Genomic DNA, 13702 nt, shown 5'->3' with positions numbered 1-13702 from the left:
GGTCGGGCTCGATTTGGCGAAGAATGTATTCTAAGTGCATGGAGCCGATGGCGCAGGTAGAGCGGTTCTGCGCAAGAAGTTGCGGCGAGCACAAGTCTTGGCATTTTTCAGCCAACTTCCGCGATGCGTCGTTGCGATGGAAGCATGCGGCTGCGCTCACTACTGAGGCCGCGAGATTGGCAAACTGGGCCACGAGGTTCGGCTGATCCAGCCAGCCTACGTAAAACCCTTCGTTAAACGCCAAAAAAAATGATGCGGCCGATGCTGAAGCGATTTGCGAAGCAACGGTACGCCCATCAATGCGCTTCGTGCCGGTGAGGAGCGAAGATGTGCAGGGTGCAGCCATGGTCTTCCGGGTCCGGGAGCTGCTGATCCGTCAGCGCACTCAAGCGATCAATGCGCTTCGCGGCCACCTGACGGAGTTTGGAGAGGTAGCTCCACTGGGCGCAGCGAACGCAGCGTTCTTAATTCCTATCATAGAGGTTCCGGCAAGTTGCTTGCCCCAAGAGGCTCGGGCAACGTTGCTGGTTCTGATCGAGACGAAGACCCGTCTCGACGACAAGATCACCAGGCTCAACGCAGAGATCAGTCAGCCTGCAAAAGAGAATGAGGTGGCGCGCAGGCTGATGACAATTCCGGGTCCCGGGCCGTCGATCGCCACAGCTTTGGTTGCTCGGGCAACGGATGGCGCGGATCGTCTGAGCGCTGATGTTGAAGAGCGAAGTTTATAGGGCTCCGGCTGCGGCGGCGTAAGTCGATTGACGGTCGCGAGACGTCTGAGCGAAAGAGGGCAAGGAACAGTTTGGCGCAATAGTCGTGAGACGGGGTCGGAAAACCAGTGTTCAACAGAGTGCCTATGAGAACGGGGCTTTGATCTGGACCCGACGACGCGTCAAAAAGATTCAAAATCCCTCTTGCGTTTGGGGCGATTACATATGTTGCGCAAATTGGGTGAGGGGTTTCATCTCGCGAATCCGGCGTGATTGTTGGAGATCATTAGCAGCTGAGTTCCCGCCGAAGTATAAGGTCGCGAACTGGCCGTCCTGCAATGACAGCTTGAGCTGACACGGATCGTAGTCGATCCACGAGCCGATAGGCGATTGTCTGTAATCGCCTTAAGGCTGGCTTGATCCTATAATGATCTGGGTGCCGCACCGGCAGACCTCCAAATTTGTGCAGAGTCTGTTCCGGCTCGCCGGACTGGACGATCCCGGATTTTAGCACACTGTGTGGACCTGTCGCGTCAAAGAGTGTTGAATGTGGGCCTGCCCTATAGCGGTGGAACGGGCGCACTGAACCTTCTTATCCCCTCTCCGGACACTGTTATGCATTGCCTTGCCGGGCAACGGATAGCACCGGCATCAAAGCCGAGGGCGAGTGGAAGCCTGCCAGCGCAGGAGTGATCGTTCGGATCGTGGCGGTCAGTGCGTCGCTATACCTAGGGTGAGCACTATGGCTACGGTGGAGCGGATACCACTGAGGCAGAAGCGTCAAGAGCAGGAGAACTGCATAAAGTTTGTGGGCCAATCTCGATCAGATGCCAGCGCTGGTGCGCTCCTAATGATGCCGCCACCAACCACGACGACATCGACGTTTGAAAGCTTCTCTTTAAGGTCCATCATACGTCCATCATAACTTTTGCCACATCTTTACGTATTATAATGTCTCATATTCAGCATCATATTTAACCATTCGATAGCTTATAAAGTGCACTATAATATATTTGTTCTTGCATATAGAAGTTTTTTCTGCCTCATATGTGATAACAAACGGGGCAAGATATGGTGAATGGTATATCACTGCCGCAAGGTGGCATCGATGAAGCTGAAGTTTTCATCGCGACGGAGCTTCAGGCGAAGGACGACATAGATTGGCGTCCGGGTCGCTTGCCAAGCTTTTACGTACACTTCGCGAACGACGATCTTGATCGGATTGGAAGGGTGGCATTTGAAAGTGTTCATGCCACGAACACGCTTAGCACTGGCGCTTTTCATTCTACAAAAAACTTGAGGGTGATCTTGAGAGGCGGTCTCTGTTTAATGCAGATGATGTGGTTGCCACGGTTACATCGCGGGATACTGAAAGTATTTTTACTACGCTCAAACCTTCGAGAGATTGGGCGAAGGCTAATCACTACGAGATTACCATGCCAACGATAAAGATCTTCTACATCCCAAAAAGCGTCTGGCGATCGGATGAGCAAAAAGCGAGACGAGCCTTAGCTGCAAAATGCAAATTCAGACAAGGCTAGATGAACCAGCTCAAAAACATGAAATCGAAATCATGCATATTAAAGGTATATCATGCAGTTTCACGCCGACACCAAATGCGCCAAGCGCACCGGATGGGTTACATCCGAGCTGTATTATTGGCACGACACGCAGAACTATTGTGGCTTTTTCGAGCCAGGCATGACCATCCAGCCGGGTCTGCACTTTGAGAACCCCGAGACCAAGCGCCGCTTTCATGGGCTGGTCGAGGCGTTGGACCTGGCGCCGCATTTGCACGCTCTGCGCCCTCATTCGGCAAGTGACGAAGATATCCATATGGTGCACCCGCAAAGCCACATCGACCACATTGCGCAGGTCTGCGCGTCGGGCGGTGGTGATAGTGGCGAGTTGACGCCGGTAAGCCGGGCCAGTCTGGATATTGCACGCCTTGCCGTGGGCGGCGTTTTGGATGCGGTCGACAAGGTGGTCGCCGGGGATTGGGACAACGCCTATGTTCTGTGCCGCCCGCCCGGCCACCACGCCGAGCCTGAGCGCGCGCGCGGCTTCTGCCTGTTCGCAAACGCGGCGCTGGGCGCGAAACACGCGCAACAGAAACATGGCCTGAAACGGATCGCAACCGTCGATTGGGACGTGCATCACGGCAACGGAACTGAGGCTGTTTTCTATGACGACCCGTCCGTTCTGACGATTTCCTTGCACCAGAACCGTCTCTATCCGGCGGATTCGGGCGACTTTACCGATATGGGCACGGGCGACGGTGCAGGCACGAACCTGAACATACCCCTCCCCCCAGGATCGGGCAGTGGCGCCTATCGTGCCGCCTTTGAAGAGCTGGTGATACCCGCGCTTGAGGCATTCCAGCCGGAGATGATCTTTGTGCCCAGCGGATTCGATTCCTGCGCGCTGGACCCTTTGGGGATGCAGATGCTGGCCTCGGGCGATTACGCATGGATGACGGCGCGCCTGATGGAAGTGGCCGACAAATACGCAAAGGGGCGCATCGTGGTCACGCATGAGGGCGGATACTCCGCCACCTATGTGCCCTACTGCGGTCTGGCGACGCTGGAGGTGTTGTCTGGCGCGGATGCCACGTTCGAGGATCCGTTCGCCGCCGTCGTAGCCGCCTATGGCGGGCAGGACCTGAGCGGGGATCAGAAGCAACTCATTGATAACGTCAAAGAAGCGTTCTTCAAATAATCACGCAACAGGGGAAATAAAAACATGACTAAACCAACCAATCCATCGCGCCGTAGCTTTATGCGTGGTGCCGGTGCCACCGCAGGCGGTGCCGCGATTCTGGCCGGTCTGAACACTGCCGCAAACGCGCAATCGGGCGATCCCATCGTAATCGGTTGCCCCGCGCCACTGACCGGGATCGTCGCCGCTGATGGCATCGAATTCCGCAACGGCATGGAAATGGCCCGCGATGAAATCAACGAGGCCGGCGGCATCCTTGGCCGCCCCGTCGAGGTCGTGTTCGTCGACACCGAAAGCAAAGGCGACGATGTGGTCATTCAGGCCTGCCAGCGCCTGATCGACCGCGACAACGCCAGCGCGCTGATCACCGGCTATAATATGGATACTGGGATCGCGGTGCACGACGTTGCCGCCGATGCCGGCATCATCGCCATGCACGCGAACACTGTGGCGGTGCATGACGAATTGGTCAAATCCGATCCCGATCGCTATTGGGGCACGATCCAGTACGGCCCACCGGAAACAATGTATGGTACCGGTCTGCTGAAATTTCTTGGCGATATTCAGGCGACCGACGAATTCAATTTACCCAACAGAAAACTGGCTATCATCACCGGCCCCGGTACCTACTCGGTCAATATCGCTAATGCATTGCGCGACGGTGCCGCGGACGCAGGTTTTGAGACGTCGCTGTATGAAACAGTGAAGGTGCCTGTGACTGATTGGGGTCCGACTTTGGCCAAGCTGCGTGCAGATCCGCCCGCCGTGATCTCGGTGACGCATTTTTATACCTCCGATCAGGCCCAGTTCATGAACCAATTCATGAATGACCCCACTGACAGTCTGATTTACATGCAATACGGCGCATCGTTGGCCGCATTCCGCGATATCGCGGGGGATAACTCGGTCGGGGTGACCTATGCCACCGTGATCGGTGCGTTGCAGGACGAAATCGGCACCGCTTTCACCAACGCCTACAAAGCACGCTTTGGCGCAAACTCATCACCCAACGGCGGCGGTCAGACTTATACGGCGCTGCATGCCTACGCCATCGCGGCCGCCCTGGCCGGTGGCCCCGGTGCGCCCTATGAGGAGGAACAGAGCCGCGCTGTGGCGGACTGTCTGAAATCGCTGATCTATCGCAGCCCCATGGGCACCCTGCGCATCCGTCCCGACACGCAATCGGCCTATTCCTATCCGACCGAAACCAACGATCCGTCACTGGGAATGCCGCACATCTTCAGCCAGATCCATGACAAGACGAAGGATGGTGTTTTGATCGCGCCCTGGCCCTACACCAAGGGCAAGTTCCAGACGCCACCATGGATGAAAGGCTAAACCGTATGAGCGAGCCTGATCAGGCCGCACTAGAGTGCCGGGGCGTTACCAAACGCTTCGGCGCGCTGGTGGCTGTGGATGCGGTGGACTTTGCCGTCGCCAAGGGGGAAACCGTCGGCATCGGCGGTCCCAATGGCGCGGGCAAAACCACATTTTTCGATCTTATCAGCGGGTTGACCCCGGTCAGTGATGGCACGATCCACTATTTGGGGCAGCCCATTGTCGGCACTGCGCCGCACAAGCTGTGCCAACGGGGGCTGGCACGCACGTTTCAGCTGAACTCGGGCTTTGACGGGCTGACGGTCTATGAAAATGTGCTGGCTGCGCAATCCTTTGGGCGGCGCAGCGCGGGCGGTTGGGTGATGACCCCACGCGCCGACCGAGATGCGGCGCGGGCGATCATCGCTGATATCGGACTTGAGGACATCGCGGATTACATGGTCGCCGGTGTTCCAACCCTTGCCCGCAAGAAGCTGATGGTAGCTACGGCCCTGGTTAGCGAACCTGAAATCCTGCTGATGGACGAACCCGTCGGCGGGCTGACACCACCCGAAATCGAAGAATTCATCGCGCTGGTCCTGCGCCTCAAGGGACAGGGCCTGACGCTGATCTTTATCGAACATGTCATGCATTTTCTGATGGCCGTCGCGGATCGCGCAGTGATGATGCATCAGGGCCAAATCATTTATGATGGCACTCCAAAGGGATTGAGTGCGGACAAGACAGTGACCGAGGTCTACCTTGGATCCGCCGGAACCGGAGGTGCAGGATGAGCTTTCTTCTGGATGCCCAAGGTGTCGTGTCCGGCTACCTATACCGCCCGGTCCTGCATGGAGTAACCGTGCAATTGGCCGAAGGTGAGGTGCTGGCATTGATCGGTCCCAACGGCCACGGCAAGACGACGCTGCTGCGCACGCTGTCGGGTTTTTTGCCCTTCCGCGCAGGCCAGTGTGAAATCGCTGGCCAACGTCTGGAAAAGTCCAGCATGCATACCCGCGTCGAGGCGGGTTTGATCCACGTGCCGCAGGGCGATCAGCTGTTCACGGAAATGTCGGTCGAGGAAAACCTGTTGATGGGGGCCTATCTGCTGAAGAACGGACTCGACATCGACCGCAAGCTAGAAAAGGTGTTCACCCTGTTTCCACGTCTGAAAGAGCGGCGCAATCAACCCACCAGCTCGCTGTCCGGTGGTGAGCGGCGCATGGTGGGGATCGGGCGCGGGCTGATGGCCGATGCCAAGGTGCTCATGCTGGACGAGCCGTCTCTGGGTCTTGCCCCGCTGTTGATCGAACAGATCTACGAAGCGCTGGGGGTGCTGCGCGCCGAGGGCCTGTCGTTCCTAATCGTCGAAGAAAACCCAAGCCGCGTCATGGCCATTGCCGACCGACTGCTGTTGATGGATGCGGGCCATATCGTGTGGTCCGGCACCGCAGCCGAGGCCGACAGTTCGCAGGACATTTTGAAAACCTATCTGGGAGGGCACTAAGATGGAGATCGTCATTCAGATCATCGTAACCGGGCTGACGATGGGGTCGATGTATGCCTTGGCTGCCGTTGGCCTGTCGTTGATCTATGGCACGCTGGGCATGTTCAACATGGCCCATGGCATGTTCATGACGTTGGGCGCATATGCGGTACTAACGTTGGCATCGGCGATGAACCTGCCGCTGGTGGCGGGGATCTTGGTGGCAATGCTGGTGGGCGCGGCTATCGGTGTCCTGACCCACCTATTGATTGTACGCTTCATGCTGAATTCACCCGAGTTCGGCACTAACATTCTGGTCGCCACTGCCGGTCTGGCCATCGTTCTGGAGGATCTGGTGCTTAAGGGTTACGGTGGCTACCCCTTCCCGCAACCTGTAAAAGTCGAGGGTGTTTTCGTCCTTGTCGGCGTGTCGATCACTTATCAGGCACTGGTAATCTTGCTGGTTGCGGCCGTGTTCATCGGTGCGGTTGCATGGCTGCTGTTGAAGACCAAATTCGGCCGTGCGATCCGTGCCACGGCCCTGAACCGCGACGCGGCCCGCCTGATGGGTGTGCGCACCAATACCGTCTACCTACAGGTCATGGCGCTGGCGGGCGCGCTGGCAGGCGTTGCGGGTCTGATGATTTCGACCCTCACGACCCTCTCGCCGCATATGGGGGGCGATCCGTTGTTGAAGGCCTTCGTGATTTGCGTGGTCGCAGGGCTGGGCAACGTGTGGGGCGCGGGCGTCTGTGCCTTTGGTCTGGCGCTACTTGAATCCGCCATTGGGTTCTATTTCGGCGTCCGCTTTGGATTTCCGACCATGCTGATGCTGGTCATCGTTGTGCTGATCTGGCGGCCTCTGGGCCTGTTCGGCAAGGAAAAGGTGGTTCGTCTATGACCGCGCTCAGCCCGTTTCAACGCCATATTGCCGTCGGTATCGCCGTCATCGCGGGCTTCTGCCTGCTGCCGCTGATCATCACCGAACGCTACCTGCTGGGTGAGATCGTCGTCTTTTTCATCTGGGCCATGGTCGCAATGAACTGGAACATCCTGATGGGGCATGCCGGGGTGTTTTCGCTGGCGCAGATGCTGTTCATCGCGGTCGGGGCCTATGGCATGGCGATGGGTGTCACCTTTATCGGGCTCAATGTCTGGGCGGCGATCCCGATGGCGGCGGTGTCCTCGGCGCTTCTGGCGCTGGTGATCGGCATGGCCTGCCTGCGCCTGACCGGCGCCTACGTGGCCCTGTTGACCTACGCGATTGCCGAGATGATCCACGTTTTGATCATTACCGATACCGAGTGTTTCACGCTGGTGCGCAACAACTGTCAGCAGCTGTTCGGCGGCTCAACCGGGTTTTCGCGGTTCGACGATTTCGGGTTCCGCGCACTGCTGAAAGGCAGTTGGATGCTGGGCAATTATTATACCGTTCTGGCGGCCTTCGCGCTAACGGTTCTGGCCTGCGTCGTGATCATCCACGGGCGTCTGGGACTGGCGTTTCGCGCCATCCGCGACAACCCCGGCTATGCCGCCAGTCGCGGCATCGACCGCAAGAAATACCAAATCATCGCATTTTGCGTCACTGCATTTCTGACAGGACTGGCTGGGGCGGTCTACGCTGCGCATTTCCGGTTCGCCGGACCCAGCCTGTTTGATTTCTCGACCCTGATGTTCATCCTTGCGATGGTCGTTGTCGGTGGCCTTGGCTCCACCTGGGGGCCGCTGATCGGGACCGGATTGATGATGGTCGTGGTCGAATTAGCAAAAGACATGGGCGACGCACGCAACCTGATCCTGGGCCTGGCACTGATCCTGTTCGTGATGGTGATGCCCAAAGGCCTGGCACATGGCATAAGCACGCTTGGTCGCCTGACCCGAGGATCAAAGCAGCAAAAGGCCAAATAGCTCGCAATAGCACAGCCGCGCCTTAGTAAAACGCGCACAGCTAGTAATAGAAACACTCAAGGAGAGCCTTCACGTGACCCAATTTTCTACATCGGACTTATCCAATTCACCCGCAACCGAAACTATTGAGAAATACGACCGCGTGCATCAACTGCACCCCTGGGCTGCAATGGACGCTTGGCGAAAGAATGCGTCGATGGTCATGCAGCAGGCCAAGGGCATCTACCTGTGGGACGCCACCGGCAAACGGTTCATCGACGGACCCGGCGGTATGTGGTGTGTGCAGATCGGCTATGGTCGCGCTGAGATGGCCGAGGCGATTGCAGCTCAAGTTATGAAATTGCCCTATAATTCCCCTTGGACTAGCACGACCGAACCCTCAGCGTCGCTGGCGCGCTCGATCGCCGAAAAAGCTCCTGGAGATCTCAACAACGTGTTTTTTACCACGGGGGGCTCGACCGCTGTCGACACTGCGCTGCGCACCGTGCATTTTATGAATAACCAGCTGGGACGCCCGTCCAAGAAAATCGTGATTGCACGCGAAAAGGGGTATCACGGATCGACCTACCTGGCCGCCAGCATGAGTGGAAAGGACCGTCTGAAATCCAGATTTGATGTCGAATCGCGCTTAGTTCGCTTCCTACCTGACGTGAACCCCTACCATCGGCCCGATGGGATGAGTGTGGCGGATTGGTGTGACGAAAAGGTCGCCGATTTGGAGAAGATGATCCTTGAATGTGGCCCCGAGAACGTTGGCGGCTTCATCGCCGAGCCTATCCTATGTTCTGGCGGCGTGATCATCCCGCCCGAAGGTTATCACAAACGTACATGGGAACTGTGCCAGAAATACGATATCCTTTACATTTCGGATGAAGTTGTGACCGCTTTTGGCCGTTTGGGTCATTGGTTTGCCTCCGAGGATGTGTTTGGCATCGTGCCAGATATGATCACATGTGCCAAAGGCCTCACCTCGGGATATTTGCCGTTGGGGGCGTGCATCATTTCTGATCGGGTCATGGAGCGGATGACCGGCCCGGACCAACCGGTTATGTTCTCGAATGGGTATACTTATTCCGCGCATCCGGTCAGTTGCATCGCCGCGCTGAAAAATATCGAGATTTTCGAGAATGAAGGGATTTTGGAGCATGTGCGATCCATCAGTCCGCATTTTCAGGCGCGCCTGCAAGCGTTGAAAAAGTTTTCCATTGTCGGGGACGTGCGTGGAATGGGCCTTCTAGGTTGTATCGAAGGGCGTCCCGAAAACAGTGGCACGGGACTGGAAGCCGAACGTCGTCTGGGGGCTTTGCTAGATAAGGCCTGTGAGAAACGTGGGCTTTTGGTGCGTCCCTTGATCAACATGGCGGTATTTTCACCCCCACTGGTGATCACTTTGGCCGAAATTGATGCAATGTTCGATATATTGGAGGACGCTTTGGCCGAAGTGACCAAATCGTTGGGCGAATAGTGAAGCGGTCCGACAAAATCGGACCACTTGCTGTTTTGGCTTACTACCGCTTCGCAATATGCATACTCGAGGTTGAAGGTTTGCTGGCGGAGCGGTGTGCCGTTGTGGCTTAGGAAGCAATACGCTTATGGGTTAATCGGCTTGGAAGAAATTGCTGCGGTTCGCTGTGGTTGCAGGACGGTGCACCAAAGCCAGTGTTTCCGCCCGCGGATCGAGTTGACCACTTCATCCAAGTGAAAATGGTCAGGTGAAACTGTGCGGCGACGGCGGATGCGGTCCTAACCGTAGGTACCAAACCCTATTGCTTCCATGCGAGACTGTAAGGTGCGGTTGCTCGTGGGACATCCCGTCTGTTGATTATAGCTTTTCTCTGAGGGCTTCGTAAGGTGTTCTGCCGTTGTGCGCGCCGTGCGGCCTGTGGAAGTTGTAGAAGCGTTCCCATTCGCCCAGCTTTGCTTCGAGATCCTGCGCGCCACATCGATAAGGCATTCGCAAATACCCCGCTTTGAACGAGAGAGTAGGCATAGCTTTCATGCGTGCCATTATTTCGCCACTAAGTTGAATACTTCTCTCCATACAATCGCCCAGGAGCCCCTCTAACAACAGAAAATAGTCAGGCCGAGGGTGGTGACCAAAGATGATTGGTTAAACTTGCTGATCACCTTTCGGTTGTTTTCTTGGTTGATTGATGTGTGGGAGATGCTCATATGATACTTGGATATATTCTGGTCGGTGCCTTTGCGGGTCTACTCACCTTCTTTGCTGCGCTTATCTTTGGGGCACCGTTCTGGCTTGCGTTAGGTCTTTACACCTTGGTCGGCCTGGTCTCCGTGATCCTGCTGCCTGTTGCCCGGATGATCGTCGGTTTTCTTATTGATCGCGGCGAAGCCCTCGCCACCACAAGCAATTCTAACGAGATAAGAAATCCGCACTTGGCGGAACCCTCCGCTAGCCGACAAGGCGAGGCTACCGAAACCTCAATGAGAATCCTTGCCGTTGATGACGATCCATTCATTCTGGAGCTCATACCAAAAATCTCCGCAAAGGCGGGGTTCTCCGAAGTTATTCCTGCGGCATCGGGTGAACAGGCCCTGAAAGTGTTGGCCGACTCCGACATGGTTTTCGACTGCCTCCTGTTCGACATCGACATGCCCGGAATGGATGGTATTGAACTTTGTCGGCGTGTACGCCAGATCCCCCAATACCTACAGACGCCAATTGTCATGCTCACCGCGAAGCGGGACATGGAAAATATGGGTGACGCCTACCGGGCCGGTGCCACGGATTATGCCACCAAGCCATTCGATATCGAAGAGTTAGGCGCCCGCTTGCGGTTGGCGCAGAAAACGATCCACGCCCAGCGAGAGCGGAGCCATGCCGGGCAGGAGGGTACAGGATATCATTGGAGCCCAGTGCGCCGTTACGGCTTGACGTTGCCCGACGGACTACGTTTCGAAGGCGTCAAAAGTCTCGTCGATTACACGGTCTTTTCGAATTATCTGACGCAATTACCCCGCATAAAAGTGACCGACATCCAAGTGTTCGCCGTAAGCATAGATGGTGTCCAAGCGGATCAAATGCGATCTTCACCCCAAGAGTTCGTCTTGCTGCTTCAGAATGTTGCAGCGGCAGCGGCCGATCGTCTCGGCGTCGATCAAACCGTGATGGCCTACACGGACAACGCAACCCTTCTGATTGCTGTAAATTCTACAAACCTACTGCCTGCGGTTATCATCGAGAAAAACATTGAAAGATGGCTCAAAGGCAATGTTTCGGAGGCTTGCACGGGGATAGGCGTGTCGGTTGGGGGGCCAGTAAAACCACAGGGCACAAAGGTAGAGCGCGCCAGAATGGCGACGGATCACGCGATCACCCTTGTGGAGAACAGAGCGGTGGGCAAACATGGCAGACCAGTTGCGGGCCTACTCAAGTGCTAGCGCCTGACGTGAGCCCCAAGTTCCCCTAGCCGGCGCCAGAGTTCCTGCGGTTAAATCTGTGATCTTAGGAGGCCATTCTGTCCATTTTCTGTGTTGGCGTGAATTCCGTCAGCGTCAGTTTGCCTAGTGCGGAATGTGGCCTTCGCCTCTGTAGTCCTCTGCCATTCTTTCAACGCTTCGCGAAGTTTGCCAAACAGTGTTTCACTAAGGCATTCTTCACGCAGTTTTCCATTTAAGTTTTCAATGAAGCCGTTCTGTTGGCCTGATTCGCCTTCGTGGAGGTGTGCCAAGAACGACGTCCGCTATGCAATTTGTACCCGCAAAACGGAGGAGGGAGGATTAGTAGCAGTTCAGCTGTTGAGCAGGGCCTCACACATCTTGGCGAGCCACCCAAGTCAAATTGAAATGCTTACCTCGGACGGACGATTGCAAAAAACTTGCACCTACAACTCCATACGGCTGATGATATTCAAAACTCAAATTTGGAACACTTGGATACCCCCGCTTCAGGCTGCTTTCAGGGAAGGGTTGCATTCATTTATTTTCAACGGTGAATTATCCGCCAAAACGGGTCAGTTCTGCGTGGAATTCGACGCTCATGTGTAAACCCCGGCTTGGCCGAAGGCGTTGATGAGACGTTCCTCAGAATGGCCATATTTGGAGGATATTTATTCTCTGAACTAGAACTTGATTGCCATTTTGCATGGAGAAACTCGATTTGCGCATTCTCTTGGTCGACGATGACCACATATTCAGTGATGTAATTATGAGTAAACTCAGGAGTCGCGGCTTTAATGATGTCATTAGGGCTGAGTCGGCGGAACAGGCTTTGGACTTGAGTGAGGGACAGTCGCAGCCTTTTGATATCTACTTGCTGGATATCATGTTGGGGGAAATGGATGGAATTGAGCTTTGTCGCCGATTGAGGCATCAAGTCGCTAGCAAATCCGTTCCAATCATTATGATTACCGCTAGCCAGCAATCGCCGCTAATGGAGCGCGCGTTCCAAGCTGGTGCAACCGATTTTCTGAGAAAACCTCTGAATGACACAGAGTTGGCTGGGCGGATCGGCACTGCAATGTTACTCGTCGAGGCTACGAAGAAAGAAAAACGCTTGAGCGATGCCTCGCTTACTGGGTTCGTATCAGTGCCAAGGCTCGATATGTTGTGTGCCGACGAGCACGTGTGCTTTTCGGACGTAAGCGGAATGATGGATTACTACAAACTGGAAAATAAACTGCACAGGCTGCAAGACGGTCCCTATCAGCTAAGTATTTTCCGCATTTGTATTTTTGACTTTCAAGAATATTGCACTCGTGCCGATCGTGAAACCAGCCTTAGATGCTTACATGTGGTCAGCGAGCAGATTTCCAATGCGGCTCCAGGCACCCAGCTGCTGCTATCTTATATCGGGCAGGGGCATTTTCTTTGCTGTATCATTGGCCGCACATCTAGGAAGTCCGAGCCTTTGTACAACCGGCTACAATATTCTGCATGCCAAGCAGTGAAACGCGCCGACGCTCTTGGAGGCAGAAAAATTGACATCGCAGTGTCGCCGCTTGCTGATCGTAACATCCTGACAAAGGCCGAGGCGATCAACCTTGTTCGAAGAGAAATCGACCAGATATCTGATTTTGCTACCGTAACTCTTCCAGAAGTTCATGCCGTGGTAGATAATATCTTTGACAAAGTCGAAGGTGCCCCATCCTTCGCATAACTGCGCTTTGAACCATCTTATCCTAAGATAATCACGGACGAACATTCAACGAGATTAGTGAATTATCTCGTTAAGGTGGCAATCGGATCGGAGTTCTGCTTGGCGATGCCTTGGAGTGCCCCCATCGGGTGGTCCAGTTTGATTGTTAATGCATGGTCGGTCTTTGGTCTATCGGTACGATGCTTTTTGGCGCTGGCGGGCGGTAACCCAAAGCGCTGTGCGGCCTAACCGTATTGTAGTGGCGACGCCACCGTTCGATCAGGATCTGTGCCTCGCGCAGTGTGGTGAAGACCTCACCATTGAGTAACTCGTCCCGAAATCGGGCGTTGAAGCTCTCGCAGTAGCCGTTCTCCCACGGTGAGCCGGGTGCGATGAATGCGGTTTTCGCGCCCACGGCCCCGATCCAAGCCCGCACCTTCTTTGCGATAAACTCCGCGCCATAGG

At 55.4% G+C, this 13702-nt stretch carries 11 protein-coding genes and 4 pseudogenes; 10 read left to right on the top strand and 5 right to left on the bottom strand.

What is annotated here, in order from left to right; genetic code table 11:
* Positions 1 to 34 precede the first annotated feature (34 nt).
* A pseudogene (locus MK6180000_RS14565) lies at positions 35 to 680 on the top strand (IS110 family RNA-guided transposase); the annotation flags it as partial.
* 1116 nt (positions 681 to 1796) lie between these two features.
* Here MK6180000_RS14565 and MK6180000_RS20380 read toward each other — a convergent pair.
* Complete coding sequence (locus tag MK6180000_RS20380) at positions 1797 to 1994, bottom strand: hypothetical protein (RefSeq protein ID WP_212751910.1); 198 nt, start codon at positions 1992 to 1994, stop codon at positions 1797 to 1799.
* A 309-nt stretch (positions 1995 to 2303) separates the two neighbouring features.
* On the opposite strand from MK6180000_RS20380, the gene MK6180000_RS14560 reads away from it, so the two are divergent.
* From MK6180000_RS14560 to MK6180000_RS14530, 7 genes are all read left to right on the top strand, one after another.
* A complete protein-coding gene (locus tag MK6180000_RS14560) occupies positions 2304 to 3428 on the top strand; it encodes a class II histone deacetylase (protein WP_138935387.1) in 1125 nt (374 codons plus the stop codon).
* A gap of 24 nt (positions 3429 to 3452) precedes the next feature.
* Complete coding sequence (locus MK6180000_RS14555) at positions 3453 to 4766, top strand: ABC transporter substrate-binding protein (protein ID WP_138935386.1); 1314 nt, start codon at positions 3453 to 3455, stop codon at positions 4764 to 4766.
* A gap of 5 nt (positions 4767 to 4771) precedes the next feature.
* The gene (locus tag MK6180000_RS14550) at positions 4772 to 5539 is read left to right on the top strand and encodes an ABC transporter ATP-binding protein (protein WP_138935385.1); all 768 of its coding nucleotides are present in this window, start codon (positions 4772 to 4774) and stop codon (positions 5537 to 5539) included.
* Entirely contained in the window at positions 5536 to 6252 is a 717-nt protein-coding gene (locus MK6180000_RS14545) for an ABC transporter ATP-binding protein (RefSeq protein ID WP_138935384.1), read from the top strand. Before MK6180000_RS14550 ends, MK6180000_RS14545 begins: the two co-directional genes overlap by 4 nt.
* A gap of 1 nt (position 6253) precedes the next feature.
* Entirely contained in the window at positions 6254 to 7132 is an 879-nt protein-coding gene (locus tag MK6180000_RS14540; RefSeq protein WP_138935383.1) for a branched-chain amino acid ABC transporter permease, read from the top strand.
* Positions 7129 to 8139: a branched-chain amino acid ABC transporter permease gene (locus tag MK6180000_RS14535; protein WP_138935382.1), complete on the top strand. Its 1011-nt coding sequence runs from the start codon at positions 7129 to 7131 to the stop codon at positions 8137 to 8139. Before MK6180000_RS14540 ends, MK6180000_RS14535 begins: the two co-directional genes overlap by 4 nt.
* 73 nt (positions 8140 to 8212) lie before the next feature.
* The gene (locus tag MK6180000_RS14530) at positions 8213 to 9604 is read left to right on the top strand and encodes an aminotransferase (RefSeq protein WP_138935381.1); all 1392 of its coding nucleotides are present in this window, start codon (positions 8213 to 8215) and stop codon (positions 9602 to 9604) included.
* A gap of 176 nt (positions 9605 to 9780) precedes the next feature.
* Here the strand turns inward: MK6180000_RS14530 and MK6180000_RS20735 are convergent.
* Both MK6180000_RS20735 and MK6180000_RS14525 read right to left on the bottom strand, forming a co-directional pair.
* A pseudogene (locus tag MK6180000_RS20735) lies at positions 9781 to 9876 on the bottom strand (IS6 family transposase); the annotation flags it as partial.
* A gap of 85 nt (positions 9877 to 9961) precedes the next feature.
* Positions 9962 to 10078, bottom strand: a pseudogene (locus MK6180000_RS14525) (integrase core domain-containing protein); the annotation flags it as partial.
* A gap of 233 nt (positions 10079 to 10311) precedes the next feature.
* On the opposite strand from MK6180000_RS14525, the gene MK6180000_RS14520 reads away from it, so the two are divergent.
* Complete coding sequence (locus MK6180000_RS14520) at positions 10312 to 11541, top strand: response regulator (RefSeq protein ID WP_138935380.1); 1230 nt, start codon at positions 10312 to 10314, stop codon at positions 11539 to 11541.
* Positions 11542 to 11591: 50 nt separating this feature from the next.
* On the opposite strand, the gene MK6180000_RS21040 is transcribed toward MK6180000_RS14520, so the two are convergent.
* Positions 11592 to 11831 carry an integrase core domain-containing protein gene (locus MK6180000_RS21040; protein ID WP_138935379.1) on the bottom strand — a complete coding sequence of 80 codons (240 nt, stop codon included), beginning with the start codon at positions 11829 to 11831 and terminating at the stop codon, positions 11592 to 11594.
* A 413-nt stretch (positions 11832 to 12244) separates the two neighbouring features.
* Between MK6180000_RS21040 and MK6180000_RS14510 the strand changes: the two genes are divergently transcribed.
* Complete coding sequence (locus MK6180000_RS14510) at positions 12245 to 13258, top strand: response regulator (RefSeq protein WP_138935378.1); 1014 nt, start codon at positions 12245 to 12247, stop codon at positions 13256 to 13258.
* Positions 13259 to 13403: 145 nt separating this feature from the next.
* On the opposite strand, the pseudogene MK6180000_RS14505 reads toward MK6180000_RS14510, so the two are convergent.
* Positions 13404 to 13697, bottom strand: a pseudogene (locus tag MK6180000_RS14505) (integrase core domain-containing protein); the annotation flags it as partial.
* Between the last annotated feature and the right edge of the window lie 5 nt (positions 13698 to 13702).

The organism is Roseovarius arcticus (assembly GCF_006125015.1).
Lineage (GTDB): Bacteria > Pseudomonadota > Alphaproteobacteria > Rhodobacterales > Rhodobacteraceae > Roseovarius > Roseovarius arcticus.
Note: the sequence above shows the minus strand (reverse complement) of the source record. Positions and strands in the feature narration are given on the sequence as shown.

Bases quoted from the DNA above. Each gene is read 5' to 3' on its own strand.
- MK6180000_RS20380 (WP_212751910.1), bottom strand. From the start codon at position 1,994: ATGAAAAGCGCCAGTGCTAAGCGTGTTCGTGGCATGAACACTTTCAAA.
- MK6180000_RS14560 (WP_138935387.1), top strand. From the start codon at position 2,304: ATGCAGTTTCACGCCGACACCAAATGCGCCAAGCGCACCGGATGGGTT.
- MK6180000_RS14555 (WP_138935386.1), top strand. From the start codon at position 3,453: ATGACTAAACCAACCAATCCATCGCGCCGTAGCTTTATGCGTGGTGCC.
- MK6180000_RS14550 (WP_138935385.1), top strand. From the start codon at position 4,772: ATGAGCGAGCCTGATCAGGCCGCACTAGAGTGCCGGGGCGTTACCAAA.
- MK6180000_RS14545 (WP_138935384.1), top strand. From the start codon at position 5,536: ATGAGCTTTCTTCTGGATGCCCAAGGTGTCGTGTCCGGCTACCTATAC.
- MK6180000_RS14540 (WP_138935383.1), top strand. From the start codon at position 6,254: ATGGAGATCGTCATTCAGATCATCGTAACCGGGCTGACGATGGGGTCG.
- MK6180000_RS14535 (WP_138935382.1), top strand. From the start codon at position 7,129: ATGACCGCGCTCAGCCCGTTTCAACGCCATATTGCCGTCGGTATCGCC.
- MK6180000_RS14520 (WP_138935380.1), top strand. From the start codon at position 10,312: ATGATACTTGGATATATTCTGGTCGGTGCCTTTGCGGGTCTACTCACC.
- MK6180000_RS14510 (WP_138935378.1), top strand. From the start codon at position 12,245: ATGGAGAAACTCGATTTGCGCATTCTCTTGGTCGACGATGACCACATA.